General features: G+C 68.4%; 25 protein-coding genes. 14 read left to right on the top strand and 11 right to left on the bottom strand.

The features are described 5' to 3' along the window. Nucleotides 1-22: 22 nt before the first annotated feature. Both HEP73_RS07255 and HEP73_RS07250 read right to left on the bottom strand, forming a co-directional pair. Complete coding sequence (locus HEP73_RS07255) at nucleotides 23-919, bottom strand: hydroxypyruvate isomerase family protein (RefSeq protein ID WP_185823338.1); 897 nt, start codon at nucleotides 917-919, stop codon at nucleotides 23-25. Nucleotides 920-1,328: 409 nt separating this feature from the next. Beyond that, nucleotides 1,329-1,859: a single-stranded DNA-binding protein gene (locus HEP73_RS07250; RefSeq protein WP_185822667.1), complete on the bottom strand. Its 531-nt coding sequence runs from the start codon at nucleotides 1,857-1,859 to the stop codon at nucleotides 1,329-1,331. A gap of 192 nt (nucleotides 1,860-2,051) precedes the next feature. On the opposite strand from HEP73_RS07250, the gene HEP73_RS07245 reads away from it, so the two are divergent. Continuing rightward, complete coding sequence (locus tag HEP73_RS07245) at nucleotides 2,052-3,050, top strand: polyprenyl synthetase family protein (protein ID WP_185815776.1); 999 nt, start codon at nucleotides 2,052-2,054, stop codon at nucleotides 3,048-3,050. Nucleotides 3,051-3,247: 197 nt separating this feature from the next. Here the strand turns inward: HEP73_RS07245 and HEP73_RS07240 are convergent, their stop codons facing one another. The 5 genes from HEP73_RS07240 to HEP73_RS07220 form a co-directional block, all read right to left on the bottom strand. Continuing rightward, on the bottom strand, nucleotides 3,248-4,042 hold the full coding sequence (locus tag HEP73_RS07240) for a dienelactone hydrolase family protein (protein ID WP_185815775.1): 795 nt from the start codon (nucleotides 4,040-4,042) through the stop codon (nucleotides 3,248-3,250). A 232-nt stretch (nucleotides 4,043-4,274) separates the two neighbouring features. After that, complete coding sequence (murD, locus tag HEP73_RS07235) at nucleotides 4,275-5,699, bottom strand: UDP-N-acetylmuramoyl-L-alanine--D-glutamate ligase (RefSeq protein ID WP_185822666.1); 1,425 nt, start codon at nucleotides 5,697-5,699, stop codon at nucleotides 4,275-4,277. Further along, the gene (murL, locus tag HEP73_RS07230) at nucleotides 5,680-7,035 is read right to left on the bottom strand and encodes a UDP-N-acetyl-alpha-D-muramoyl-L-alanyl-L-glutamate epimerase (RefSeq protein ID WP_185822665.1); all 1,356 of its coding nucleotides are present in this window, start codon (nucleotides 7,033-7,035) and stop codon (nucleotides 5,680-5,682) included. The genes murD and murL overlap by 20 nt, the downstream gene beginning before the upstream one ends. Beyond that, nucleotides 7,032-7,490 carry a hypothetical protein gene (locus tag HEP73_RS07225; RefSeq protein ID WP_185822664.1) on the bottom strand — a complete coding sequence of 153 codons (459 nt, stop codon included), beginning with the start codon at nucleotides 7,488-7,490 and terminating at the stop codon, nucleotides 7,032-7,034. The genes murL and HEP73_RS07225 overlap by 4 nt, the downstream gene beginning before the upstream one ends. Next, nucleotides 7,474-10,083 (bottom strand): bifunctional aspartate kinase/diaminopimelate decarboxylase, encoded by a 2,610-nt coding sequence (locus HEP73_RS07220; protein ID WP_185822663.1) that lies wholly within the window; start codon nucleotides 10,081-10,083, stop codon nucleotides 7,474-7,476. The genes HEP73_RS07225 and HEP73_RS07220 overlap by 17 nt, the downstream gene beginning before the upstream one ends. Nucleotides 10,084-10,258: 175 nt before the next feature. Between HEP73_RS07220 and HEP73_RS07215 the strand changes: the two genes are divergently transcribed. After that, entirely contained in the window at nucleotides 10,259-11,137 is an 879-nt protein-coding gene (locus HEP73_RS07215) for a PhzF family phenazine biosynthesis protein (RefSeq protein WP_185822662.1), read from the top strand. A gap of 126 nt (nucleotides 11,138-11,263) precedes the next feature. On the opposite strand, the gene HEP73_RS07210 is transcribed toward HEP73_RS07215, so the two are convergent. After that, nucleotides 11,264-11,884 (bottom strand): glycine zipper 2TM domain-containing protein, encoded by a 621-nt coding sequence (locus HEP73_RS07210; RefSeq protein ID WP_185815769.1) that lies wholly within the window; start codon nucleotides 11,882-11,884, stop codon nucleotides 11,264-11,266. A gap of 249 nt (nucleotides 11,885-12,133) precedes the next feature. After that, complete coding sequence (locus HEP73_RS07205) at nucleotides 12,134-12,565, bottom strand: OsmC family protein (protein ID WP_185815768.1); 432 nt, start codon at nucleotides 12,563-12,565, stop codon at nucleotides 12,134-12,136. Nucleotides 12,566-13,092: 527 nt separating this feature from the next. Between HEP73_RS07205 and HEP73_RS07200 the strand changes: the two genes are divergently transcribed. The 5 genes from HEP73_RS07200 (at nucleotide 13,093) to HEP73_RS07180 (ending at nucleotide 16,209) form a co-directional block, all read left to right on the top strand. After that, nucleotides 13,093-13,491 (top strand): HU family DNA-binding protein, encoded by a 399-nt coding sequence (locus tag HEP73_RS07200; RefSeq protein WP_145708001.1) that lies wholly within the window; start codon nucleotides 13,093-13,095, stop codon nucleotides 13,489-13,491. Between the two features lie 151 nt (nucleotides 13,492-13,642). Then, nucleotides 13,643-14,341, top strand: a complete 699-nt coding sequence (locus HEP73_RS07195; RefSeq protein WP_185822661.1) for a tellurite resistance TerB family protein — start codon at nucleotides 13,643-13,645, stop codon at nucleotides 14,339-14,341. A gap of 4 nt (nucleotides 14,342-14,345) precedes the next feature. After that, entirely contained in the window at nucleotides 14,346-14,909 is a 564-nt protein-coding gene (locus tag HEP73_RS07190; RefSeq protein WP_185822660.1) for a M23 family metallopeptidase, read from the top strand. A gap of 285 nt (nucleotides 14,910-15,194) precedes the next feature. After that, a complete protein-coding gene (locus HEP73_RS07185; RefSeq protein WP_185815765.1) occupies nucleotides 15,195-15,494 on the top strand; it encodes a DUF3861 family protein in 300 nt (99 codons plus the stop codon). A gap of 118 nt (nucleotides 15,495-15,612) precedes the next feature. Then, nucleotides 15,613-16,209: a DUF1439 domain-containing protein gene (locus HEP73_RS07180; protein ID WP_185815764.1), complete on the top strand. Its 597-nt coding sequence runs from the start codon at nucleotides 15,613-15,615 to the stop codon at nucleotides 16,207-16,209. Nucleotides 16,210-16,579: 370 nt separating this feature from the next. Here HEP73_RS07180 and HEP73_RS07175 read toward each other — a convergent pair whose 3' ends face one another. Then, entirely contained in the window at nucleotides 16,580-17,125 is a 546-nt protein-coding gene (locus HEP73_RS07175) for a type 1 glutamine amidotransferase domain-containing protein (RefSeq protein WP_184410628.1), read from the bottom strand. 91 nt (nucleotides 17,126-17,216) lie between these two features. Next, nucleotides 17,217-17,684: an SET domain-containing protein gene (locus tag HEP73_RS07170; RefSeq protein WP_185822659.1), complete on the bottom strand. Its 468-nt coding sequence runs from the start codon at nucleotides 17,682-17,684 to the stop codon at nucleotides 17,217-17,219. 202 nt (nucleotides 17,685-17,886) lie between these two features. On the opposite strand from HEP73_RS07170, the gene HEP73_RS07165 reads away from it, so the two are divergent. The 7 genes from HEP73_RS07165 (at nucleotide 17,887) to HEP73_RS07135 (ending at nucleotide 24,267) form a co-directional block, all read left to right on the top strand. Continuing rightward, nucleotides 17,887-18,345 (top strand): SUF system Fe-S cluster assembly regulator, encoded by a 459-nt coding sequence (locus HEP73_RS07165; RefSeq protein WP_179566171.1) that lies wholly within the window; start codon nucleotides 17,887-17,889, stop codon nucleotides 18,343-18,345. Between the two features lie 16 nt (nucleotides 18,346-18,361). Continuing rightward, entirely contained in the window at nucleotides 18,362-19,804 is a 1,443-nt protein-coding gene (sufB, locus tag HEP73_RS07160; RefSeq protein ID WP_185815763.1) for a Fe-S cluster assembly protein SufB, read from the top strand. Nucleotides 19,805-19,973: 169 nt separating this feature from the next. Next, nucleotides 19,974-20,741, top strand: a complete 768-nt coding sequence (sufC, locus tag HEP73_RS07155; RefSeq protein ID WP_185822658.1) for a Fe-S cluster assembly ATPase SufC — start codon at nucleotides 19,974-19,976, stop codon at nucleotides 20,739-20,741. Then, a complete protein-coding gene (sufD, locus tag HEP73_RS07150) occupies nucleotides 20,738-22,000 on the top strand; it encodes a Fe-S cluster assembly protein SufD (RefSeq protein ID WP_185822657.1) in 1,263 nt (420 codons plus the stop codon). Before sufC ends, sufD begins: the two co-directional genes overlap by 4 nt. Next, a complete protein-coding gene (locus HEP73_RS07145) occupies nucleotides 21,997-23,250 on the top strand; it encodes a cysteine desulfurase (protein WP_185822656.1) in 1,254 nt (417 codons plus the stop codon). Before sufD ends, HEP73_RS07145 begins: the two co-directional genes overlap by 4 nt. Nucleotides 23,251-23,401: 151 nt before the next feature. Next, nucleotides 23,402-23,938 carry a GNAT family N-acetyltransferase gene (locus HEP73_RS07140; RefSeq protein ID WP_185822655.1) on the top strand — a complete coding sequence of 179 codons (537 nt, stop codon included), beginning with the start codon at nucleotides 23,402-23,404 and terminating at the stop codon, nucleotides 23,936-23,938. Further along, nucleotides 23,935-24,267, top strand: a complete 333-nt coding sequence (locus HEP73_RS07135) for a non-heme iron oxygenase ferredoxin subunit (protein ID WP_185815758.1) — start codon at nucleotides 23,935-23,937, stop codon at nucleotides 24,265-24,267. Before HEP73_RS07140 ends, HEP73_RS07135 begins: the two co-directional genes overlap by 4 nt. Nucleotides 24,268-24,427 lie beyond the last annotated feature (160 nt).

The following is a 24,427-nucleotide window of genomic DNA, read 5'->3' as shown; positions in this document are numbered from 1 at the left end:
CTTCACCTGGGTGGATAGCGTTTCAGACGTCGCACAGGCGGATCGCCTCGCGCAGCGAGCCAACGGGATCCGGCGCAGTAGGAATGAATTCCTGCGCCAGATAGCCATCGAAACCGGTCGCGCGGATCGCGCGACAGATGGCGGGATAGTGGAGTTCCTGATCGTCTCCGATCTCGTGCCGGCCAGGCACGCCCGCGGTGTGGTAATGCTTGAAGCAAGCGTGATGCTTGCCGATGGTGGCGATGACGTCGCCCTCCATGATCTGCATGTGGTAGATGTCGTACAGCAGGCCGAAATGCTCCGAGCCGATCCGCCGGCACAGTTCGACGCCCCATGCGGAGTGGTCGCACAGGTAGTCGGGATGATCGACCTTGGAGTTCAGCAGCTCCATCACCAGCACGACGCCGCGCTGCTCCGCATGCCCAAGGATGCGCTTGAGTCCCGCTTCGGCATTGGCCATCCCTTCCTGGGGATCCATGCCATTGCGGTTGCCGGAAAAACAGATCAGGTTGCGATAACCGGCATCGGCCACCAGGTCGATGTGCCGCGTGTAGCGCTCGACCAACTGGTCGTGGAACTGGCTGCCGGCGAAGCCCTTGTCCAGGCCGATCTCCGCGCCGTTGCACATCGCGCTGTACACGCCATTGGCCTTCAGCGTGGGCCAATCCGCCGGCCCGACCAGATCGATAGCGGCGAAACCGATGCCTTTCACCGTCTGGCAAAGCTGGGCGATCGACTGCTGCGGAAACGTCCAGCGCGCGACGGAATGCTTCAGGTTGCCCTTGCGCGGCGCGGCAGCGGCAAACGCAGGCAGCATGCTCGCAGCGCCCAGGCCTAGGCTCCCGGCGACAGCAACGCGCAGCGCATCGCGCCGCGTGAACCCCGGGGCCGGCGCCGGTCCGATCGAATGGATAGACATTCGCTTTCCGGCCTCCCAACCGGTCTCAAACGCTGAGGATTTACCGCGATGCAATCGATTGCACCATAAAGGAGGCAATCGTTTTTTTGCAAGACGCAGTGCACGAAAACCCATGCTGCAGGGCACAACGCGCGTCGCGGCAGCCGCTGCAGGGCGGGAGATGGAGTTTTTCGGGCGGCGCACGGACGTGGACTATCGGATGTGCAGCGGAAAGGGGCTGGCAGCCCGCGAACTACGAATGCGCGCGGGATGAGTGCGCCTTTGACACGTCGCGATGGCGACCTGCGCGTCCATCCAAGCGATGGCGCGTCGATTCGCTGTTTGCCATGAAAACTCATTGCGCAAAAGAAAAGCCCCGTAAAAACGGGGCTCTCTTCAGATCTTCATCAACACGTGCAACAGGTGTCGCTCAGAACGGGATATCGTCGTCCGCGAAATCGTCCATCGGCGCGGACTGCTGCGGCGCCGGCTGTTGCCGGCGCGGCGCATAATCCTGGCCACCGCCGCCCTGCCCGCTGCCGCCCTGGTTCGGGCGTTCCTGGCGCGGTGCGGCCGCACGCTGCGGGCGATCGCCGCCCATGCCGGCACCACCACTGCCGCCGCCTTCGCGACCGCCCAGCATCTGCATCTCGTCGGCGACGATGTCGGTGGAATACTTCTCCACGCCGTCCTGGCCGGTGTACTTGTCGTAGCGGATCGAGCCTTCGACGTAGACCGAGCTGCCCTTGCGCAGGTACTCGCCGGCGATCTCGCCGAGCTTGCCGAAGAACACCACGCGGTGCCATTCGGTGCGCTCCTGCTGGTTGCCGTCCTTGTCCTTGCGCACGCTGGTGGTGGCCAGGCTGATGCGGGTGATCGCCATGCCGGCCTGGGTGTACTTGGTGTCGGGGTCGTTGCCGAGGTTGCCGACGAGGATGACTTTATTGATGCCGCGGGCCATGGAATTCTTCCGTTCGGGGTGGTGAACCCGCTCGGGCGCGGGCATGTCGGATAGGATCGCCCGCTCGGAAACGGGCACAGACAGTGAATTATACCGGGCTGGCGGCGGATATCAGCCTTCCCCTGGTTCAGGCGTCAGGCGAGCCCTCGCCGGGGTGGCCTATAATCCCTGCATTCCCCCTAGTCCGACCGCATGAGCCTCGCCGAAGACCTCCGCCCCGCCCTGGGGCTGCCTCAGATCCAGGCGCTGGCCGCGCCCGACATGAGCGCCGCCGATGCCCTGATCCGCCGCCGTCTGGCCTCGGACGTGGTGCTGATCAACCAGATCGCCGAGCACATCGTCTCCGCAGGCGGCAAGCGCCTGCGGCCGATGCTGGTGATGCTGGCCGGGCGCGCCTGCGCCGGCGGCGGGCCGGTGCACCACCAGCTGGCGGTGATCGTCGAGTTCATCCATACCTCGACCCTGCTGCACGACGACGTGGTCGACGAGTCGGACCTGCGCCGCGGCCGCAGCACCGCCAATGCGCTGTGGGGCAACGCCCCTAGCGTGCTGGTCGGCGATTTCCTGTACTCGCGCAGCTTCCAGCTGATGGTCGAGCTGGACAGCATGCAGGTGATGCGGTTGCTCGCCGACACCACCAATCGCATCGCCGAGGGCGAGGTGCTGCAGCTGTTGCACGTGCACAACCCGGATACCGACGAGGCCGCCTACCTGCGCGTGATCGAGCGCAAGACCGCGGTGCTGTTCGCCGCCGGCACCCGGCTCGGGGCGATGGCCTCGGGCGCGTCCGAAGAGGTGCAGCAGCGCCTGTACGACTACGGCATGCACCTGGGCTATGCGTTCCAGATCGCCGACGACGTGCTCGACTACACCGCCGATGCCGCCGACCTGGGCAAGAACCTGGGCGACGACCTGGCCGAAGGCAAGGCCACCCTGCCGCTGATCCACGCGATGGCGCACGCCGACGACGCCACCCGCCAGCGCCTGCGCCATATCGTCGAACAAGGCGATGCCGACGCCATGCCGGAAGTGCTGGCGGCGATCCAGGCCAGCGGCGGGCTCGACTACAGCCGCCGCCGCGCAGCCGAATACGCCGCCGCCGCCGAACGCGCGCTGGACGGCCTGCCGGAAAGCGAGGCCGTGGCCGCGCTGCGCGGGTTGGCGCGCTACGCGGTCGAACGTAGGCATTGATCCGGCGCGCTGTGCGCGCCGGACGGGATTCGGGATTCGCAGAAGCGGCGATGCGGCTTCTGCAAATCCCCATGGTTCCGAAACGCGTGCTCCGCAGTCGAACTTAAGCGCTGATCCGACGCGCGCGCGTGCCCTGACAGGGTTGGGATTCGTAAAGCGCAGACCTGCCGCTTTTGCGAATCCCTAATCCCGAATCCCTAATCCCATCGCTCATCAAAGAAATCGTGCAGCATGCGAAAGGCACGCTTGGCCGCGCGCGGGTTGTATTGGCATCCCGGCGGGCTGTTGGCGTCGGCCTCGGCGAAGCAATGCACCGCGCCGCTGAAGTTGACGAACTGCCAGTCGGCGCCGGCACCGTTCATTTCCTGCTCGAAGGCGGCGATGTCGTCGCGGCTCACGCTCTTGTCGTCGGCGCCGTTGAGCACCAGCAGCGGCGTCTTGGCGCTCCCCGCGGCCGCCGGTGACGGCGTGGCCAGGCCGCCGTGCAGGCTGACCACGCCCGCCAGCGGCGCGCCGGCGCGGACCAGTTCCAGCACCGTGGTGCCGCCGAAGCAGAAGCCGACCGCGCCGATCCGTGCAGCGTCGAGCGGCGCCTTGCCGGCCTGCGCCTTCAGCACCTCGACCGCCTTCAATGCACGCGCGCGCAGCGTCGCCGGATCCTTCTTCAGCGCACCGGCGAACTGCCCGGCCTCGGCATCGTTGGCCGGACGCTTGCCCTTGCCGTAGACGTCGGCCAGCAGCACCACGTAGTCGTCGCCGGCGAGCTGTTTGGCTTTTTCGATCGCCGAGGCGTTGACCCCGCGCCAGTTCGGCACCATCACCAGGCCCGGGCGCTTGTCGTGGTCGGCATCGTCGTAGACCAGCACGCCGCTGAAGCTGTCCTTGCCGACCTTCCATTCGACCGGCTTGGCCTGCATCGCGGCCAGCGCCGGCAACGGCAGCGCCAAGGCCAGGCCCAGCAGGCCGATCCAGCGTATCGAACGAATGCGCATCGCGTCTCTCCCATTGGGACCAGCCGGCAGTCTAGAACGTTTTCTTTCGGCGATTTGCACACCTGTTGGTGCGACTCCGGGTGGCCTCGGGCCATCAGTCGCGACGGGCCTTACCGATAAAGCCCGTCGCGACTGAAGTCGCTCCCACAGACAGCGTCATCTCGATCGAAATGCTCCAGCCACGGCGTCTGGTCAGCGGCGCGCATGCCGGTTCGATGCAGGAGCAAACAGCTCAGGCGATGCCCAGCCCGGGAATCGCGCTGATCGCGTCAGGATCGAACCCGGCCAGTTCGGCGAAATGGCGGCCGCGCGCCACGTAGTCGCGGTAGGCGCCGAAGCTGGGCGCGCCCGGCGACAGCAGCACCACACCGCCGCCCTCGCCCAGCGCCGCGCGCGCCAATGCAACCGCCGCCGGCAGGTCCGCGGCGGCGTGCAGGCCGAAGCCGCCGGCGGCAGCCAGCGGCGCCAGCAGCGCGTGAATGCGCGGACCGTTGCTGCCCATGGTGACGATCTCCAGCGGCGCACCCTGGCGCATCGCCGTGGCGAAGTCCTGCCAGTCCAGGCCGCGGTCGTGGCCGCCGACCAGCAGCGCGATGCGGCGCCCGCGGAAACACTCCAGCGCCGCCAGCGTAGCGTGCGGCGTGGTGCTGATCGAGTCGTTGACGTAGGCCACACCGTCGCGTTCGCCCAGGGTCTGCAGTCGGTTCGGCAACGGACGGAAATCCGCCGCGGCCGGCGCCAGCGCCGCCGCGTCCAGACCCAGGGCCTCGATCGCCGCCAGCACCGCGCACAGGTTGCCGCGGTTGTGCCGGCCCGGCAGCGGCACGTGTGCGCTGTCGAACACCGCCACCTCGCCGCGATGCACGACATCGCCGCGCATGTGCCAGCCGTCCTCGCGATTGAACCAACGCACCTCGCTGTCCGGCAGCGCCAGCGCCGCCAGTTGCGGATCGGCGGCGTTGAGCAGCGCGATGCGCGGCCGCGCCTGGGTCACCAGCGCCAGCTTGTCTTCGACGTAGCGCGCCTGGCTGCCGTGCCAGTCCAGATGTTCCGGGAACAGGTTCAGCACCAGCGCCAGCTGCGGCCGCGCACCGCTGCGCGCCACGTCGCCGGTCTGGTAGCTGGACAGTTCGATCGCCCAGTATTGCGGCGGCTGCGCCGGGGCCAGCACTTCCAGCAGCGGCAGGCCGATGTTGCCGACCAGGCCAGTGCGGTGGCCGCCGGCGCGCAGCAGGTGCGCCAGCAGCGCGGTGCTGGTGCTCTTGCCCTTGGTGCCGGTGACGCAGACGCTGCCCGGCACCACGCCGTCGGCGTCCGCGTGCTCGGCGAACCACAGCGCGGTACCACCGATGAAGCGCGTGCCTTGCGCCGCGGCGGCTTGCGCCTCGGGCCGATACGGGCTGATCCCGGGCGACTTGATCACCACGTCGAACGCCGCCAGCCGCTCGGCGCTGGCCTCGGTCTCCACACGCAGCGCCGGGTCGCCGAGCGCGACGAGCGCCGGCGCTTCGTCGGCCGAGCAGAACACCATCAGCGGCTGCGAATCCCCAATTCCAAATCTCGATTCCCTGCCGCGCACCGCGGCATAAGCCGCCCGACCCTCGCGGCCCCAGCCCCACAGCGCGACGCGCAACCCCTCAAGCTGCGAAATTCGCACGCACGCGTTCCCACAGCTCGGCCGGAATGCGGTGCTGCGTGTCCAGCGCCAGCAGCGGTTCCACGCGCAGGTCGCCGGCCTCCAGCTGCGGCTGAATCTCGCGGATGAAACGCGCCACCAGCACGTCTTCCTTCCATTCCGCGCGCGCCGCCAGGGTGGCCATCGCCGCGCGCGATTCGCGGCCCTCGCCGACGCATTCGAACGGCTTATGGTCCTGGAATTCCAGCAGCGCGTCGAAGCCCGGCGCCTGCGCCGCGTCGTCGAGCAGGTTGCGGCCGAAGATCCGCACCAGCCGCGTCTTCGGCATGAACGGGGCCAGCGCCAGGAACACGAAATGGCACTTCGGGCACACCCCGCACCAACGGTGCGCCGGGCGTTCGCCGAGGATGTGGAAGTTACGGTTGCAGCTGGAGAAATGCGCGTCGTAGTGGTCGTTCTTGGCGAACTGCCGCGCCACCGCCAGTTCCGACAGCGGGCGCAGCAGCGAGTAGTAGTGTAGGTCCGCGGCCACGTAGCGCTGCACCTGCGCGCCGAACGCCTGCTCGAACGCCCAGCCCTTGGACCACTGGTGGTTGACCTCGCCGGTGCCGGCGATCTGGCTGCCGTAGCTGGCCGAGTGCTCGTTGGAAAACACCACCTGGCCCGCGTCCTGCAGCAGCGCGGCGAACACCAGGATCGCCGAGTTCACCGCGGTCACCGGGATATGCCCGTTCCACGCGCCCTGCCGGTTCAGTTCGAACAGCTCCGGCGCCAGCGCGCGGCCGATGTTCAAGGTCGGCAGCGCGGTGCGCTCGGCGCAGGCGCGGATCAGCTGCGAGCCGCCGATCCAGGCCACGGTCTGCTCCACGCCGGCGGCGCGCAGCGCCTCGATGCTGACCAGCGAATCCTTGCCGCCGCCGATCGCGACCAGCGCGTGTGCGCGCAGACCCAGCGCCGCAGCGTCCTGCTCGTTGCCCGCGGTCGCCGGAAAACGGATCCGCTCGCGCAGATCCAGGCCGTTGCGGTAGGCGAATTCGCCCAACCCGTGCAGGTACACGCTGTCCAACAGCGCGGCGGTCTCGGCGTCGATCGCGTAATCGTCGATGGCGATCTGCGGCGGCACCGCGGCCTTGTAGTAACTGACCCCGGCGATCAGATGCAGCAGGCGCAGCGCGCGCTGCACCGCCTGCGCGCGTGCCGCGTCCAGCACGAACGGCGCGCCGGGCACGGTGATCGTCTCCACCAGTTCCGGGCCCTGGTCGAAGGCATAGACCAGGCGCGCGACGCCGCTGTCGGCGTCGAACGTACAGCGCACGAAGCGGAAGGTGGTGATCTGCTGTTTGTCGAAAGCGGTCATGGACTACCTGCAAGAACGCGCGTGCGACGCAAGTAGCGTCGGCACAGGAAAAATTCGATCATGGAAAACGGCAACGCCGCCCATAGCCATGGCAGGCAACCGAGCAGGAACGCCAGCGGAAACAGCTCCCAGTTCGAGCTCCTCTGCGTGGCATCGGCGGACGTCACGAACACCACCACGAGATACAACGTCAGCGCCGGCACATAACTGCACGCGCCCAGCAGCAGCGTGCGCAACGCCATCGCGCCCGCACGGCCGGCAGGCCAGCGGCGTTGCCAGCGCCATGCCAACCACGCGCCGGCGCCTGCCGCGATCAGCGCAGGCGCCAGCCATTTGAGGCTGTCGGCCCACTGCAACGGCAGGCTCGTGCCCGCCCGATCGGCCGCGGTGGCCAACATGATCGCCGCGCCGCCGGCGACGGCGCTGAGCGCAATGAACTCAGCCTGCGGGCGCATCGATCACGTCCTCCCGCGGCAGCTCGCGCTGGTTGTAGGTGCTGGCCATCGCGTAGCCGTAGGCGCCGGCGTCGGCGATCAGCATCACGTCGTCGGCCGCGGTGGCGGCGGGCAGGCGGCGGCGCTTGCCGAAGACGTCGCTGGATTCGCAGATCGGCCCGACCACGTCGAACACCGCATCGGCCTCGCGGTCCAGGCGGCTCAGGTTGGCCACGTCGTGCCAGGCGTCGTACAGCGCCGGGCGCACCAGCGCGTTCATGCCCGCATCCAGGCCGACGCGGCGGATGCCGTCCTTCTCGATCACCTGGGTGGCCCGGGTCAGCAGCACGCCGCATTCGGCGACCAGGTAGCGGCCCGGTTCGATCGCCAGGCGGAACGCCGGGTGCACCGCCTTGACCTCGGCCAGGCCTTGCGCCCAGGCATCGAGATCGAACGGCTCGTCGTCGGCGCTGTACGCGATCGGCAGGCCGCCGCCGATGTCGATGACTTCCACGCTGCCGATGCGGCGCGCGAAACCGGCCAGTTCGTCGCACATGCGCCGCCAGTGCTGCGCCGTCTCCACGCCGCTGCCCAGGTGCGCGTGCACGCCGACGATGCGGATCTCCAGGGTGCGCGCGACCTCGACGAATTCGTCCACCCGCGTCGCCGACAGGCCGAACTTGGAGGCCTTGCCGCCGGTGTTGACCTTCTCGTGGTGGCCGTCGCCATGGCCCAGGTCGATGCGCAGCCACAGGCTGCGACCGCGGAACAGCTCCGGCCAGCGCTGCAGCAGCTCGACGTTGTCCACGGTGACGGTCACGCCCAGCGCGAACGCGGCTTCGTACTCGGCCTTCGGCGCGAAGCTGGGGGTGAACAGCACGCGCCGCGGCGACAGCTCCGGCAAGGTGTCGAACACCCGGCGCAGTTCGCCGTGCGACACGCATTCCAGGCCGAAATCCTCGGCGACCAGCGCCTCGAGCAGCGCCGGATGCGAATTGGCCTTGATCGCGTAGTAGCGCTGGTCGATCGGCGCGATCGACTTGAGCGCACGGGCGCGCTCGCGCAGCGTCGGCAGATGGTAGACATAGCGCGGCGTGCCGGCCTCGGCCAGGCGCAGCAGGTGCTCGCGCTCGGCGTGCCACCACGGCGTCGGCCGCGCACGCACGCTGCCGGTGATCTCGCGCCAGCGCGGGCCGAACACCTCGGTCTCCTCCACCGGCATCGCGCCGCTGTCGATCAGCTCGGCGTGCAGGATCGGCAACAGGCCCTCGGCGTCGGCCTCGTCGATGACGAAGGTCAGGTTCAGATCGTTGGACGACTGCGAGATCATGTGCACGCGCTCCTTGCCGAACGTGGCCCACACGTCCGAAAGCTTGTGCAGCAGCGAGCGCATGCCGCGCCCGACCAGGGTGATCGCCGCGCACGGCACGATGATCTTGACCCGGCAGATCTCCGCCAGGTCGGCCGACAGCGCCGCCAGCACGTCGGTGTTGACCAGGTTCTCGCTCGGGTCCAGCGACACGGTGACGTTGGTCTCGGCCGAACCAATCAGGTCCACCGACAGCCCGTGCTTGGCGAAGCGCGCGAACACGTCGGCCAGGAAGCCGACCTGCTGCCACATGCCGATGCCTTCCATCGACACCAGCACGATGCCGTTGCGGCGGCTGATCGCCTTGACCCCGGGCACGGTGCGCGCGTTGCCGTCGATGCTGGTGCCGGGCAGTTCGGGGTGCTCGGTGTCCAGGATCGCCATCGGCACGCCGCCGTCGCGGCACGGCTTGATCGAGCGCGGATGCAGCACCTTGGCGCCGGTGGTGGCGATTTCCTGGGCCTCGTAATAGTCCAGCCGGGTCAGCAGGCGCGCGTCCGGCACTTCGCGCGGATTGGCGCTGAACATGCCGGGCACGTCGGTCCATATCTCCACCCGGCTGGCGCCGAGCAGCGCGCCGAAGTACGCCGCCGAGGTGTCCGAGCCGCCGCGGCCGAGGATCGCGGTGCCGCCGTCCTGGTGCCGCGAAATGAAGCCCTGGGTGATCAGCATCCGCGCCGGCTGGGCGACGAAGCGTTCGCGCCAGGCGGTGTCGGACTGCCACTGGCACGACACCGACAGGCGCTTGGACCACTCGCTCTGGTTCGGCTGCGGCGGCAGCGCGTCCAGCCACTGGCGCGCGTCCATCCAGCCGAAATCCAGGCCGCTGGCGCGCAGGTAGGCCGCGCCCAGCGTCGAGGACAGCAACTCGCCCTGGCCCAGCACCTCGGCCTGCCAGTCCAGCGTGCGGCTCGCCGCGCGCGGGTCGTGAAGCAATCCGCGCAGCGCCGCCAGGCGCTCGCCGAGCACGCTGTCCACATCCAGTTCCAGTTCGCCCAGGAAGTCGCGGTGGCGCTGCTCCAGCGCGGCCACGCGCTGCGCGCTGTCGGCGCTGCCGTCGGCGATCGCGGTCAGCTCGTTGGTGACCCCCGACAGCGCCGACACCACCACCAGCACCCGCGCCCCGGTCTCGTCGGCGCGTTTTTTCGCCAGCTTCCCGATCGTGTCCCAGCGATGACGACGCGACACCGAGGTGCCGCCGAACTTGAGGACGATCCAACGATCGACAGGGGGGGAAGAGGACATTTCGTGTGTGGGGTCTGGTGGAGGGAAAGAGGCCCGGAACGCCGGGCGGAACCTGCGATTCTATGCCAAGCGCAGCGCTCCTGGCGCTTGCCGGCCAAGCCCGCATGCGCCGGCCCAGCATCGTGTTTACGTTTCGATTGCTAAGCTGCGCGCCCCCGCCTTCAAGTGCCCCGCCATGACCACGCGCCGTTTCCTGCAACTGGATGTGTTCTCCCCGCGCCCCGGCGCCGGCAATCCGCTGGCGGTGGTGCTGGATGCGCAAGGCCTGGACGCGGCGGCGATGCAGGCGATCGCGCGCTGGACGCGGCTGCCGGAGACCACCTTCGTGTTTCCGGCCACACAGCCGGGCGCCAGCTACGGCATCCGCATGTTCAGTCCGCAGAAGGAAGTGCCGTTCGCCGGCCATCCCAGCGTCGGCACCGCGCATGCGGTGCTGGAGGCAGGTATCGCCACGCCCAAGGACGGCGTACTGGTCCAGGAAGGCATCGCCGGACTGCTGCCGTTGCGCGTGGACGTGGACGGCGGCGTGCGCAGCATCGCCATCCGCACCCCGCGCGCGCAGGTCGCGGAGATCGCCGACGCCGCCGATCCACGCCTGGCCGCGGCGCTGGCCGGCTGGACGCTGGGCGCGCAACCGCCGGTGCGCATGGATGGCGGCCGCTGCTGGTGGCTGGTCGAAATCGCCGACGAGGCCGCGTTGCGCAGCCTGGCGCCGAAGTGGGACGCGATCGCCGCCTTGGCCGAAAGTACCGCCAGCATGGGCGTGTTCGCCTACGCGCGTGCCGACCACCAGGCGTATCAGCTGGCGGTGCGCGCGTTCGTCGGCAATGGCCGCCGGTTCGAGGATGCCGCATCCGGCGCCGCCAATGCCGTGCTCGCCGCGTGGCTGGACCACCGCGACGCCCTGCCCGGCCGCGACGGCCGCTACGTGGTCAGCCAGGGCCGCGAGGTCGGCCACGATGCCTTGCTGACCCTGAGCGTGGACAGCGCCGGCGAGGTCTGGTCGGGCGGCCAGGTACAGACGGTGATCGACGGACGCATCGACTGGCGCTGAGCGTCAGACCAATAGCCACTGGCTGCAGCGGCCGGAACGGGCGGCCTGAAGAATCGTCGTCGGCCGCCAGCGTAGCGACGCTGGCAGCCGACGCCCTTGGACGCCTCAGCGAAGCGTCCGCATCGTTCAGTCGGGCAGCACGTCCACGCGCACCCGGATGCGGTCGCCCGGACGCTCCGCGCTACGCGTGTGGTAATAGCGGCCGCCGTATTCGTAGGTCACGTCGTAGCCGTCCACCCGGTCGTAGCTTTCGCTGCGGTAGGCGACCGGTTCGCACACGCTGACCGAGCCGGTCTGCACCGTGGTGCGGGCATTGCTGTCGTAGATCGAGCGCCCGGCCAGGCCGCCGACCATGGTGCCGACCGCGGTGCCGACGAAGCGGCCGTTGCCGCCGCCGACGCGGCTGCCCAGCAGCGCACCGGCGATGCCGCCGACCACCGTTGCCGCGCTGCGTCCGCCGTCGCTGCCGCGGTAGCCGTTACTGTAGTAGCCGTCGTTGCGGTAGCCGTTTTCGACATAGCCATCCGAGGCCGGGCGCTCGTAGCAACGCTCGGTGGTTTCGCGCGGGCCGCGCACCGGCACGATGATCGGATCGGCACGGACCACACGGGCGTAATCGTAGGTGCCGCTATTCGCGTAGCCGCGATCGCGATAGCCATCGTAGCGGCCGTAGTCCTGCGCAGCGGCGGAGCCGACCACGCCCACGGCGAGCGCGGCGGTCAGAAGACGGGTCGAGAGCTTGTTCATGTCGAAGATTCCAGGCGCGTGGATCGCGCAACCGCATGCTCGGTCCGCGCCGGTGAAACAAGACTGAATTGGGACCGGTCGGCGGCGCCTGTTTAGCGCGGCGACAGCTGTTGCGGCAGCAGGGGCTTGCGCGTATCGCGACTGGAACCGTTCCCATGCAACGGCAAACGGCCAGACCGCGCGAGCCGTAGCCGGCATGGCCTGACCGCCTTTTTGGGAAAAGGCCTGGCGGCGCGCCAGGCCCGACGCTCAGCCCAACTCCGCTTCCAGGCTGATCGGCACGGCGCTCAGCGCCTTGGACACCGGACAGTTCTGCTTGGCGTCGTCGGCCAGCGCACGGAACTGCGCCGCCTCGATGTTCGGGACCACGGCCTTGACCTTGAGCCGGATCTGCGACAACTGCGGACCGCCCTCCATCGACAGATCGACCTCGGCGCGCGTGTCCAGCGAGGTCGGCGGGAAGCCCGCCTCGCTGAGCTTGGCCGACAGCGCCATGGTGAAGCAGCCGGCATGCGCGGCGGCGATCAGTTCTTCCGGGTTGGTGCCCTTCTCGTCGCCGAAGCGGCTGCTGAAGGCATAGCGGGTGTTCTCCAGCAGACCGCTCTGCGGCGTGCTCAGCTGGCCCTTGCCGCTCTTCAGATCGCCTTCCCAATGCGCGGTGGCGTGACGCGAAATGCCCATGCGGTACTCCCGTGGTGAATGAGGCAGGCACGATAGAGCAGCGCGCGTTATGGCCTTGTGCGGCGCAATGCACGTCGTGGGCGGCGCGCATCCGGGCAGCGCTGGCGGCATTCTCGCGGCGCAAGCCTGCGCCTCCACGGCAGCCGCCGCGCCGCCGCCGAAGCGCACGCGCTCGGCCGCGCGCATCGGAAACAGACGGCGACGCGGCGAGTGAGATCGCTGTCCGCCGGACCGGTCCGGGCAGCCGCCTGCGCACTGGATTCCAGCATTACCGATCGCGGCGGCGTGGCGGCGGCGATGCCCGATCGCGACTCGGCATGAACGCTTCAACGCGGCGCCGAGCGGCAGCGCGCCGCCGTTTTCCCGGTCCAAATCCGCCCTTGCGGCGCAAAAAAACCCGGTGCGGGGCTTTTTCCGCGTCTTTTTGCGGTTTGCCTATTGGCGCGGCGTAGCACATGCCCTACATTTCGCCATGCCGACGGGGTCGGCGCGACCCAACCACCTATCGTTTACGGAATCAGGACATCATGGCAAAGACCGCGAAAAAGGCTGCCCCGAAAAAGGCAGCGAAGAAAGTAGCCACCAAGACCGCCGCCAAGCCGGCCGCTCCCAAGCCGATCAAGGAAGCGCTGAGCAAGTCCGCGCTGGTCGCCCACATCGTCGAAGCCAGCGGCGTCGTCGCCAAGGACGTGCGCGCGGTGATGGCCTCGCTCGAGCACGCCGTGGCCGGCTCGGTCAGCAAGAAGGGCGCCGGCTCGTTCACCCTGCCGGGCCTGCTCAAGATCACCGCCGTCAGCGTGCCGGCCAAGCCGAAGCGCAAGGGCATCAACCCGTTCACCAAGGAAGAGCAGTGGTTCGCCGCCAAGCCGGCCACCACCAAGCTGAAGGTGCGCCCGCTGAAGAAGCTCAAGGACGCCGCGCTCTGAGCAGCGTCGCCTGACCCAGGCAAGCACACCTGACGAGACGGCCTGCGCCGTCTCGTTTTTTTTGCGCGCTCGCTGCCGCCCGCGGCAGGATTGACAGACCGCTAAGGCGATGGCCGCTATACCTGTGGTTCCAACCGACAGGAATGCGTGCATGAAGCTACAGGGCTTTCTCGACCAACTGCTGCAATCGGCGCAGGGCGCCGCCGGCCAGGCCATGGCCAAGACCGGCACGTCCGCCTCCGCGGGATCCTCCGCCAAGAGCGGCGGCCTCGGCGGCATGCTCAACGCCGACTTCGGCAAGGGCGCCCTGAGCGGCGGCGCGCTCGGCCTGCTGCTTGGCAAGAACCGCACCACGCGCAAGCTGGCGACCTACGGCGGCCTGGCCGCGCTCGGGGTAATGGCCTATCGCGCTTACGGCGACTACAAGCGCCAGCAACTCGGTGCCATCGCGCCGGAAGAACCGCAGACGCTGGACCGGCTACCGCCGCTGGAAGTGGAACAGCACAGCCAGGCGATCCTGCGCGCGCTGGTCGCCGCGGCCAAGGCCGACGGCCACATCGACACCCGCGAACGCGAACTGATCGAAGGCGAGTTCACCCGCCTCAACGGCGACGAGGACGTGCAGCGCTGGCTGCATGCCGAACTGAAGAAGCCGCTGGATCCGGCCGAGGTGGCGCAGGCCGCGACCACGCCGGAGATCGCCTCGGAGATGTACCTGGCCAGCCTGCTCGCCGCCGACGAGCAGAGCTTCATGGAACGCAGCTACCTGGACGAACTGGCGCGCCAGCTCGGCATCGACGACGCGCTGAAGCAGCAGTTGCAGAAGCAGGCCGGCACGCAGATTGGCTGAGGCGATGCCGACGGCAGCGCCCTCGCCTGCGCGGACGCTGCGCCGTTGGCTGCTGCGCTTGGCGGCGCTGGCCTGCACGGCGCTGGCGTTGGCCTGGGCCTGGCAGCAACCGTGGGCGCTGCGCGCGCGGGCCGGCTGGGAACTGGCGCGGCAGCCGCCGCCGACCGCGCTGCGCATGCCGGTGCAGGGCGTGGACCCGCGCCGCGTCGCCGCCACCTTCGGCGCGCCGCGCGGCCGCGATCGCCAGCACGCCGGCGTGGACATCTTCGCCAAGCGCGGCACCCCGGTGCTGTCGGCCACCCGCGGCATCGTCATCGCCGTCGCCGAGCGCGGCCTCGGCGGCCGCCAAGTGTGGGTGATGGGTCCGGCCCGGCAACGCCATTACTACGCGCATCTGCAGGACTGGGCGCCGGACCTGCAGGTCGGCGACCTGGTCGAGGCCGGCGATCCGCTCGGTACGGTCGGCGACAGCGGCAATGCGCGCGGCACGCCAACGCATCTGCACTACGGCGTCTATGCCGAAGGCGGCGCCTACGATCCGCTGCCACTGCTGCGCGCGGCGCGCTGAACGATCGCGATGGGGCGCAGCATCGGGTCCAAACAATCCGCGCCGGGTCTGGCCGACCGTTTGCCGATGGGCATGGCGACGCGCTTCACCAAACGATCCGATCCACGCCGCGTAGTGCTGATCGGCAGCCGCCAAGGCCCAAACCGCGCGTCCGCCGCCTTCGGCACAACTGGTGGTATCCAATGCTTGATGGCGCGCGCTAGAACAGAGCGTCGCGGCCATCCCTCTCGTGATAGCGGCGCACGGCGCCTATCTTGGATCGACCGACCCGCTGTGCGCACGCCCATGACCGCCTCCCAACGCTACCGCATCACCGTCACGCCGATCGAGGCCGACGGGCTGCAATGCCAAGGCCGCTGCACCATCGAATTCGAGGCCCGCTGCCGGCAGGACTGGATGCGCCTGCTCGAAGCGGCGCAACGCCATCCCGGCCTGCATGGCGACGAGCGCGCCGCACTGACCATCGGCACGCAGCTGCTGCGCGGACTCGGCGAGCGCAGCGACAGCGAGGCGCAGGCCTTGTTGGCGCCGCTGCGTCCGGCACTGGATGCGATCCTGGCGCGGCTGGCGCCGACCGCCGCGTAAGACGATCCGGCCCATGCGTCTCCACGGGTCGAACCGCTCCACTTCCCTGTTCCGCTAATCGCGCATTCACCGGCTGCGGTTATGTTGAACCCCTGATTCCGCCAAGGCACCACCTCCCATGAAGCTCCGCCTGCTGACCTTGCGCGCCGCCGCGCTGTTGACCCTCGTTGCCGCTACACACCTGCAGGCCGAGCCGATGATCCAGGGCAAACAGGTCAGCGTCGGCGCCGCCGATGTGCAGCAGTACCTGGACGGCAGCTTCCCGCAGACGCACAAGGCGCTCGGCGGCCTGGTGAAGATGACCATCCGCGATCCCAAGCTGTCGCTGCCGCCGGGCGACCGGCTGAAAATGCAGTTCGACCTGAGCATGGCCACCGGCGGCGGTGCGCCGACCCCGCTGGGCACGGTGCTGCTGACCAGCGGGCTGCGCTACGAGCAGCAGACCCAGGGCTTCCACCTGCAATCGCCGACCATCGACGACTTCCGCCCGGCCGCCAACGGCGGCAAGCTCGACGCCAACACCCGCGAACTGCTCAACGTGTGGCTGAACGACTACGCGCGCAAGGAGCCGATCTACAAGCTGGATCCGGCGCTGGCAGGGGTGATGGGCAATGTGCAGATCGAATCGGCGGCGGTGGAGAACGGCAAGCTGGTGGTGCACTTCAACCAGGACATCGGCAAGCTGGTGCCGGCCGGTGCGCTGTCGGGGCAGTGATCCTGCGCTGCGGCAGGTGATGCGATGACGCTGCGCGCCTCGGATCGGCGCGAGGAAAGAATTGCGCCCTGGTTTCGGTGCGAGTCGCGCAAGGCGTCCTAGCCGCGACGATCGACAGGGCGTTATGCCGGAACCTAACCGGTAGTGGGACAGCGTCAGGCGCCGGATGCCGCCCGTCGCGGCTGAAGCCGCTCCTACAGGAACTGCGGCCGGCCCACTGGGCGCACTGTAGGAGCGGCTTCAGCCGCGACACTTTTCCCGATTCGATCGATCCGACTGTTGCATTTCCAGGTCGGGGCTGAAGCCCCTCCTACAGAAAAACGGCGGCCCACAGGCCGCCGTTTCTCGTTGCGCACGCTGGGTGCCGAACTCAGCCCAGCGCCTTGGCCACCGCCGCGGCGAACGCGGGAATATCGTCCGGCTTGCGGCTGGTGATCAGGTTGCCGTCCACCACCACTTCCGCGTCCTGCCAGCGTCCGCCGGCATTGCTCAGGTCGGTCTTCACCGATGGCCACGAAGTCACCTGCTTGTCGCGCACCAGGCCGCTTTCGGCCAGCAGCCAGGGGCCGTGGCAGATCGCCGCGACCGGCTTGCCGGCGCTGGCGAACGACTGGATAAGGCGGATCGCGGAGGCTTCGGTGCGCAGGTTGTCCGGATTGATCACCCCGCCCGGCAGCACCAGCGCGTCGTAGTCGCCGGCATCGGCCTGGGCCAGGCGCTTGTCGACCGGAACGTTGTCGCCCCAGTCCTTCTTGTTCCAGCCGCGGATGCTGGAGGCATCGCCGGGCGCGATCACATCGACCTGCGCGCCCCACGATTCCAGCAGGCGCTTGGGCTCCTGCAACTCGGACTGTTCGAAGCCGTCTGTGGCCAGAACCGCGACGCGCTTGCCGGACAGGGAAGATGCTGTGCTCATGGGAAACTCCTCTACAGGGGGAGGGTCACCCTAGGAGCGCCGCGGTTGTAGCGTCGTGAGCCGCGCGTCTAGGCCACGTGCAGGCGCGCGCTCAGCGCTTGGGCTGCAGCATGGTGCCGGTGCAGTTCTTGGATCCGCAGCGGCATTCCCAGATCTTCTTCAGCCGCGGCGTATGCCGTTCGCCCAGGGTAATGCCGTAGTTGTAGGTCAGCTCCTCGCCCGGCTTGATCGCGCGCAGGGTCTCGATCACCACCTTGTCCAGGCGCCGGTCGTCGCCCTTGGCCTCGATGATCACCGCCTCGCAGTTAGGCGCGCAGCTGTGGTTGATCCAGCGCGCGTCGTTGCCCTCGTAATTGGCGTCGATCACATAGTCGTCGCTGAGGGTGAACAGGAAGGTGTGTCCGGTCTCGACATCGCCGGCCTCGTCGCGGTCCACTTCGGCATGGGTGCGGCGGCGGCCCTTGTACTCGATGACCCGCTCGCCTTTCTTGAGCGGCAGCACGGCGAACACGCCATTGCCATGGATGCGGGACTTGCGGGCGGCGATCTTGCGGGGCATGCGGCAATCCGGAACGGGAAAGCGCTGATTCTGGCGCACATCGGCGGCGATCCCAAGCCCCTTCGAATCGCGCAGGGCAGCTGCACCGCGGCTGTTGGCGGCAACGATCGCAGCGATAGCGAAAAACATGAACGCGCGGCTTGGACGCCGCCGCCGCAAAAGCGTACAATTTCGGTCCGCATTGAATTCCGGCTGTTGCCCCATGCTCCGCGTCACCAAGTTGACCGATTACGCCACCGTCGTGCTGACCGTGCTCGCCGCACGTCCCGGCGAGGTGCTGAGCGCGACCGAACTGGCCGAACAGTCCGGACTGGAGCCGCCCACCGTCAGCAAGCTGCTCAAGCCGCTGGCCCAGGCCGGACTGGTCGAAGGCCTGCGCGGCGTGCACGGCGGCTACCGGCTGGCGCGCCCGGCCGACGCCATCACCCTGATCCAGATCGTCGAGGCGATGGAAGGCCCGCTGGCGATCACCGAATGCAGCCACCAGGAAAGCCAGTGCAGCATCGCGCAGAAATGCGGCGTGCGTTCCAACTGGCGGCTGATCAACGACGTGGTCGCCGATGCGCTGCGCGGCGTGACCCTGGCGCAGATGCTGCACCCGCTTCCCTCTTCCGGCGAAACCAGACGGCGTCCGATCGCCGTGCGTTTCGCGACCACCTGACCTGTAGGCAGCCCCCATGGCCACCGAAAACGCTGAAATCCTGGAACGGCTGGGACGTCGCTACGACGCCGGCTTCATCACCGACATCGAATCCGATTCGTTCCTGCCCGGCTTGAACGAAGACGTCGTGCGCGCCCTGTCCGTCAAGAAAGACGAGCCGGAGTGGATGACCGAGTGGCGCCTGGCCGCCTACCGGCACTGGCTGAAGATGCCGATGCCGCACTGGGCCAAGCTCAACATCGCGCCGATCGATTTCCAGGCGCTGAGCTACTACTCCGCGCCGAAGGGTCCCAAGTACGCCTCGCTGGACGACGTACCGAAGGAACTGCTGGACACCTACGACAAGCTCGGCGTGCCGCTGCACGAGCGCGCCAAGCTGGCCGGCGTGGCGGTGGACGCGGTGTTCGACTCGGTCTCGGTCGGCACCACCTTCCGCAAGGAACTGGCCGAGAAGGGCGTGATCTTCTGCTCGATGTCCGAGGCGATCAAGGAGCATCCGGAGATCGTCAAGCAGTACCTGGGCAGCGTGGTGCCGGTCGGCGACAACTACTTCGCCGCGCTCAATTCGGCGGTGTTCTCCGACGGCAGCTTCGTGTTCATTCCCAAGGGCGTGCGCTGCCCGATGGAGCTGAGCACCTATTTCCGGATCAACGCCGGCCACACCGGCCAGTTCGAGCGCACCTTGATCGTGTGCGAGGATAAGGCCTACGTGTCCTACCTGGAAGGCTGCACCGCGCCGATGCGCGACGAAAATCAGCTGCATGCGGCGGTGGTCGAGCTGGTGGTGCTGGAAGATGCGGAGATCAAGTATTCGACCGTGCAGAACTGGTACCCGGGCGACGAGAACGGCGTCGGCGGCATCTACAACTTCGTGACCAAGCGCGGCGAATGCCGCGGCGCGCGCAGCAAGATCACCTGGACCCAGGTCGAGACCGGCTCGGCGATCACCTGGAAGTACCCCTCCTGCGTGCTGCTCGGCGACGACTCGGTCGGCGAGTTCCATTCGGTGGCGCTGACCCATCATCGCCAGCAGGCCGATACCGGCACCAAGATGATCCACATCGGTAAGCGCACCAAGAGCAAGATCGTCAGCAAGGGCATCAGCGCCGGCCGCGGCCAGAACACCTACCGCGGCCTGGTCAAGGTCGAGCGCAGCGCCGAGGGCGCGCGCAACTACACCCAGTGCGATTCGCTGCTGATCGGCAAGCAGTGCGGCGCGCACACCTTTCCGTACATCGAGGTCAAGCACCCCACCGCCACGGTCGAGCACGAGGCCACCACCTCCAAGATCAGCGACGACCAGCTGTTCTATTGCCGCGCCCGCGGCATCGACCAGGAAAACGCGGTGTCGATGATCGTCGACGGCTTCTGCAAGCAGGTGTTCCGCGAACTGCCGATGGAGTTCGCGGTGGAAGCCAAGAAGCTGCTGGAAGTGTCGCTGGAAGGCTCGGTCGGCTGACGACAGCACCCTTCTCCCATCGGGAGAAGGTGGCGCGAAGCGCCGGATGAGGGTACGTGCGAAGCCTCGCGCCCCCGAACTCCACGAGACGCTTCGCGCCGTACCCTCACCCCAACCCCTCTCCCGGTGGGAGAGGGGCTACAACAGAATTCTGACGGACCCATTTCCAATGCTCAACATCGAAAACCTCCACGCTTCCGTCGCCGGCAAGGACATCCTCAAGGGCCTGTCGCTGCAGGTGCAGCGCGGCCAGGTGCACGCCATCATGGGTCCCAACGGCGCCGGCAAATCCACGCTGGGCAACATCCTCGCCGGCCGCGACGGCTACGAGGTGACCGAGGGCAGCGTGCGCTTCGAAGACCGCGACCTGCTCGAACTGGAACCGGAAGAGCGCGCCGCCGCCGGCCTGTTCCTGGCCTTCCAGTACCCGGTGGAAATCCCGGGGGTCAACAACACCTACTTCCTGCGCGCCGCGCTCAACGCGCAGCGCAAGGCGCGCGGCGAGGCCGAGCTGGATTCGATGCAGTTCCTGAAACTGGTGCGGCAGAAGCTGGCCGTGCTGCATCTGAAGGACGAGCTGCTGCACCGCGGCGTCAACGAAGGTTTCTCCGGCGGCGAGAAGAAGCGCAACGAGATCTTCCAGCTGGCGGTGCTGGAGCCGAAGCTGGCGATCCTCGACGAGACCGACAGCGGCCTGGACATCGATGCGCTGAAGACCGTCGCCGAGGGCGTCAACGCGCTGCGCTCGCCCGAGCGTGCGTTCCTGGTCATCACCCACTATCAGCGCCTGCTCGACTACATCAAGCCGGACGTGGTGCACGTGCTGGCCGACGGCCGCATCGTGCAGAGCGGCGGCCCGGAACTGGCGCTGGAACTGGAAGCGCATGGCTACGCATGGTTGAAGGACCGTGTGACGCCGGAGGCGACGATCCGATGAGCGCCCTGCTCGACTCCCTGGCCGCCGCCTTCCACGGCGACGGCGCGCGCCGCGCGCCGCTGGAACAAGCGCTGCGCGACGGCCTGCCCGGCCCGCGCAGCGAGGCGTGGAAGTACACCTCACTGCGGGCGCTGGAGCGGCGCAGCTTCAGCCCGGCGCCGAGCGCGGCGCCGGCCGTGGATGCGGCCATCGTCGACGGCATTCCGGCACCGCGGCTGGTGTTCGTCAACGGCCGCGCCAGCGATGCGCTGTCCGACCTGGCCAGCCTGCCGGCCGGCGTCGAGCTGCAGCGCCTGTCCACGATCCTGCGCAGCGGCGACGACGCGATGCGCTTCCTCGGCCGCCGCTTCGAGCGCAGCGACGAAGTGTTCGCCCAGCTCAACGCCGCGCTGGCCGACGAAGGCAGCGTGCTGCGCGTGGATGCCGGCGTGCAGGTCGCGGTGCCGCTGCACCTTGTGTTCGTGTCCACCGCCGGCGCCGGCGACCATGCCTGGCACCACCGCCACCTGATCGAACTGCGTCAGGACGCGGCGCTGTCGCTGGTCGAACATCACCTGCATCTGGGCGAGGCCGCGCACCTGAGCAACACCCTGGCGCACGTGCACCTGGCCGCCGGCGCGCAGCTGACCCACGCGCGGGTGCAGGCGGACGCGTCCAGCGTCACCGCGCTGCTGCGCACCGATGCGGTGCTGGCGCGCGACGCGCAGTACCGGCGCATCGACCTGGAGCTGGGCGGCGCGCTGTCGCGGCACGAGCTCAACGTGCGCCTGGAAGGCGACAATGCGCGGCTGGTCGCCAACGGCGTGCTGCTCGGCAACGGCCGCCGCCAGATCGACACCCGCCTGGGCATCGAGCACATCGCCCGCGACACCGCCTGCGAACTGCTGTGGCGCGGCGTGGCCGCGGCGCGCAGCCGGGTGGTGTTCCATGGCGGCATCCACATCCGCCAGGGTGCCGACGGCAGCGACGCCAACCTGTCGAACAAGAACCTGCTGCTGTCCGCCGACGCCGAGATCGACACCCAGCCGGTGCTGGTGATCGACGCCGACGAGGTCAAGGCCGCGCACGGCGCCACCGTCGGCCAGCTCGACGCCAATGCACTGTTCTACCTGCGTTCGCGCGGGTTGCCGCGCGAGCGCGCGCAGCAACTGCTGACCGCCGCGTTCTGCCGCGAACCGCTGCGCGTGCTGGATGCGGGGCTGAGCGAGTTCCTGGTCGCACGTCTGGATCAGGCGCTGGCCGCCGCGGGCGTGGCATGAGCAGCCCGGCCCCGCACGCCACGGCGCCGCAGCAGGCGCCGGACTGGGACAAGGTCCGCAGCGATTTCCCGCTGCTGATGCGGCAGGTGCACGGCAAGCCGCTGATCTATTTCGACAACGCCAACACCGGACAGAAGCCGCTGCAGGTGATCGCGGCGCTGGACGAGTTCTACCGCCGCTACAACGCCAACGTCAGCCGCGCGGTACACGCGCTCGGCACCGAGGCCACCGACGCCTACGAGGGCGCGCGCAACAAGCTGGCGCGCTTCCTCAACGTGCGCGCCGACGAACTGGTGCTGTGCAGCGGCACCACTTTCGCGATCAACCTGGTGGCCTACTCGTGGGCGCTGCCGCGGCTCAAGGCCGGCGACAGCATCCTGGTGTCGCGGATGGAGCACCACGCCAATATCGTGCCGTGGCAACTGGTCGCACAGCGCACCGGCGCCACCGTCAAGGTCGCCGAGATCACCGCCGACGGCGCGCTGGACCTGGACGCGCTGCGCAAGGCGATGACACCGGACGTGAAGCTGCTGGCGCTGACCCACGTCTCCAACGTGCTGGGCACGGTCAACCCGGTGCGCGAGATCTGCCGCGAGGCGCGCAAGCGCGGCATTGTCAGCGTCATCGACGGCTCGCAGGCCGCGCCGCACCGCGCTCTGGACGTGGCCGCGATCGGCTGCGACTTCTATGCCATCACCGGGCACAAGATGTGCGGCCCCACCGGCACCGGCGCGCTGTGGGCGCGGCGCGAGCACCTGCAGGCAATGCCGCCGTTCATCGGCGGCGGCGAGATGATCAAGGAAGTCAGCTTCGACGGCACCGTGTTCAACGACCCGCCGCACAAGTTCGAGGCCGGCACCCCGAACATCGCCGGCTTCGTCGGCCTGGGCGCGGCGGTGGACTACCTCAGCGCGCTGGGCCTGCAGCACGTGGAAGCGCGCGAGGCCGAACTGCTGGCGCATTTCACCGAGGAACTGCAGAAGATCGACGGCCTGCGCATCTTCGGCACCGCGCCGGGCAAGGCCGCGGTGGTGTCGTTCCTGGTCGAAGGCGCGCACGCCCATGACCTGGCCACGCTGCTGGACCTGGAAGGCGTGGCGATCCGTTCCGGCCAGCACTGCGCGCATCCGCTGCTGCAGTTCTACGGCGTCGCCGCGACCTGCCGCGCGTCGCTGGCGTTCTACAACACCCACGCCGAGATCGAGCGCTTCGTAGCTGCATTGGTGAAGGTGCGCAAGCTGTTGGGATGAGTCGGGACTCGGGACTGGGGACCCGGGACTCGAAAAGCAACACTACTGGAGAGCGGCTTGCACTTGGTACGCGCGACAATGTCGCAGGGATTCTTGAATCGAGTCCCGAGTCCCGAGTCCCCAATCCCGTTTCCTGACATAAAATCCCCCCATGCACACCCTCACCTTCCGCACCGCCACCGTCGCCGACATCGACGCCATCTCCGCCCTGGTCACCTCGGCCTATCGCGGCGACAGCAGCCGCGTCGGCTGGACCACCGAGGCCGACCTGCTCGACGGCAACCGCATCGACCGCGAGGTGCTGCGCGCCGACATCCTGCGTCCGCGCAGCCTGGTGCTGCTGGCCGAGCGCGACGGCGACCTGATCGCCTGCGCGCACATCGCCGACGACGACGGCGCCGGCTATTTCGGCATGTTCTCGGTGCAGCCGCAGGCGCAGGGCGGCGGCCTGGGCAAGACCGTGCTGGCCGAGGCCGAGCGCATCGCCTGGCAGGAATGGCAGCTGCCGGTGATGCAGATGACGGTGATCGACGCGCGCGAGGAACTGATCGCGTTCTACGAGCGCCGCGGCTACCGCCGGACCGGAATCAAGAAGCCCTTCCCCTACGGCGACGCACGCTTCGGCGCGCCCAAGCGCGACGACCTGCGTTTCGAGCTGCTGGAGAAGCGGCTGGGCGACGCCGCATGAGCGAGACCTGGACCTTCGTCTGCGCCGACGGCGCGCTGCTGCCGGGCGAGACCGCGACGGTGTGGGACGAAGTCACCGCCACCCCGATCGTGGTGTTCAACCTCGACGGCACCTTCTACGCGCTGGAAGACCGCTGCAGCCACGAGGACTACGAGCTGTCCCCCGGCACCTTCGATGCCGCCGCGGGCAGCATCGAATGCCTGCTGCACGGTGCCCGTTTCGATATCCGCGACGGCCGCCCGTTGTGCGCACCGGCCTACAGCCCGGTGCCCAAATTCCCGGTGAAGTCCGAACACGGCGGACTCTGGACCCGCGACGACCGCGACTGAGCGCCCTGCTGCGCTCGCTCCGAAAAGTTTTATTTTTCAAATATTTACTACAGAACAAGATGCGGGCACGGCGGTCCCGGGGAACGGCGCCGCGGACCGCCGTGTAATGCATTGTCACGAAAGCTATTGCAAATAATTCGCATTTGCGCGGAAATAGATG

It is taken from the genome of Xanthomonas sp. GW, from assembly GCF_014236815.1.
GTDB lineage: Bacteria > Pseudomonadota > Gammaproteobacteria > Xanthomonadales > Xanthomonadaceae > Xanthomonas_A.
This window is presented reverse-complemented; position numbering and strand designations above follow the sequence as displayed.

Bases quoted from the DNA above. Each gene is read 5' to 3' on its own strand.
- HEP73_RS07255 (WP_185823338.1), bottom strand. From the start codon at position 919: ATGTCTATCCATTCGATCGGACCGGCGCCGGCCCCGGGGTTCACGCGG.
- HEP73_RS07250 (WP_185822667.1), bottom strand. From the start codon at position 1,859: ATGGCCCGCGGCATCAATAAAGTCATCCTCGTCGGCAACCTCGGCAAC.
- HEP73_RS07245 (WP_185815776.1), top strand. From the start codon at position 2,052: ATGAGCCTCGCCGAAGACCTCCGCCCCGCCCTGGGGCTGCCTCAGATC.
- HEP73_RS07240 (WP_185815775.1), bottom strand. From the start codon at position 4,042: ATGCGCATTCGTTCGATACGCTGGATCGGCCTGCTGGGCCTGGCCTTG.
- murL (WP_185822665.1), bottom strand. From the start codon at position 7,035: ATGACCGCTTTCGACAAACAGCAGATCACCACCTTCCGCTTCGTGCGC.
- HEP73_RS07225 (WP_185822664.1), bottom strand. From the start codon at position 7,490: ATGCGCCCGCAGGCTGAGTTCATTGCGCTCAGCGCCGTCGCCGGCGGC.
- HEP73_RS07220 (WP_185822663.1), bottom strand. From the start codon at position 10,083: ATGTCCTCTTCCCCCCCTGTCGATCGTTGGATCGTCCTCAAGTTCGGC.
- HEP73_RS07215 (WP_185822662.1), top strand. From the start codon at position 10,259: ATGACCACGCGCCGTTTCCTGCAACTGGATGTGTTCTCCCCGCGCCCC.
- HEP73_RS07210 (WP_185815769.1), bottom strand. From the start codon at position 11,884: ATGAACAAGCTCTCGACCCGTCTTCTGACCGCCGCGCTCGCCGTGGGC.
- HEP73_RS07205 (WP_185815768.1), bottom strand. From the start codon at position 12,565: ATGGGCATTTCGCGTCACGCCACCGCGCATTGGGAAGGCGATCTGAAG.
- HEP73_RS07200 (WP_145708001.1), top strand. From the start codon at position 13,093: ATGGCAAAGACCGCGAAAAAGGCTGCCCCGAAAAAGGCAGCGAAGAAA.
- HEP73_RS07195 (WP_185822661.1), top strand. From the start codon at position 13,643: ATGAAGCTACAGGGCTTTCTCGACCAACTGCTGCAATCGGCGCAGGGC.
- HEP73_RS07190 (WP_185822660.1), top strand. From the start codon at position 14,346: ATGCCGACGGCAGCGCCCTCGCCTGCGCGGACGCTGCGCCGTTGGCTG.
- HEP73_RS07185 (WP_185815765.1), top strand. From the start codon at position 15,195: ATGACCGCCTCCCAACGCTACCGCATCACCGTCACGCCGATCGAGGCC.
- HEP73_RS07180 (WP_185815764.1), top strand. From the start codon at position 15,613: ATGAAGCTCCGCCTGCTGACCTTGCGCGCCGCCGCGCTGTTGACCCTC.
- HEP73_RS07175 (WP_184410628.1), bottom strand. From the start codon at position 17,125: ATGAGCACAGCATCTTCCCTGTCCGGCAAGCGCGTCGCGGTTCTGGCC.
- HEP73_RS07170 (WP_185822659.1), bottom strand. From the start codon at position 17,684: ATGCCCCGCAAGATCGCCGCCCGCAAGTCCCGCATCCATGGCAATGGC.
- HEP73_RS07165 (WP_179566171.1), top strand. From the start codon at position 17,887: ATGCTCCGCGTCACCAAGTTGACCGATTACGCCACCGTCGTGCTGACC.
- sufB (WP_185815763.1), top strand. From the start codon at position 18,362: ATGGCCACCGAAAACGCTGAAATCCTGGAACGGCTGGGACGTCGCTAC.
- sufC (WP_185822658.1), top strand. From the start codon at position 19,974: ATGCTCAACATCGAAAACCTCCACGCTTCCGTCGCCGGCAAGGACATC.
- sufD (WP_185822657.1), top strand. From the start codon at position 20,738: ATGAGCGCCCTGCTCGACTCCCTGGCCGCCGCCTTCCACGGCGACGGC.
- HEP73_RS07145 (WP_185822656.1), top strand. From the start codon at position 21,997: ATGAGCAGCCCGGCCCCGCACGCCACGGCGCCGCAGCAGGCGCCGGAC.
- HEP73_RS07140 (WP_185822655.1), top strand. From the start codon at position 23,402: ATGCACACCCTCACCTTCCGCACCGCCACCGTCGCCGACATCGACGCC.
- HEP73_RS07135 (WP_185815758.1), top strand. From the start codon at position 23,935: ATGAGCGAGACCTGGACCTTCGTCTGCGCCGACGGCGCGCTGCTGCCG.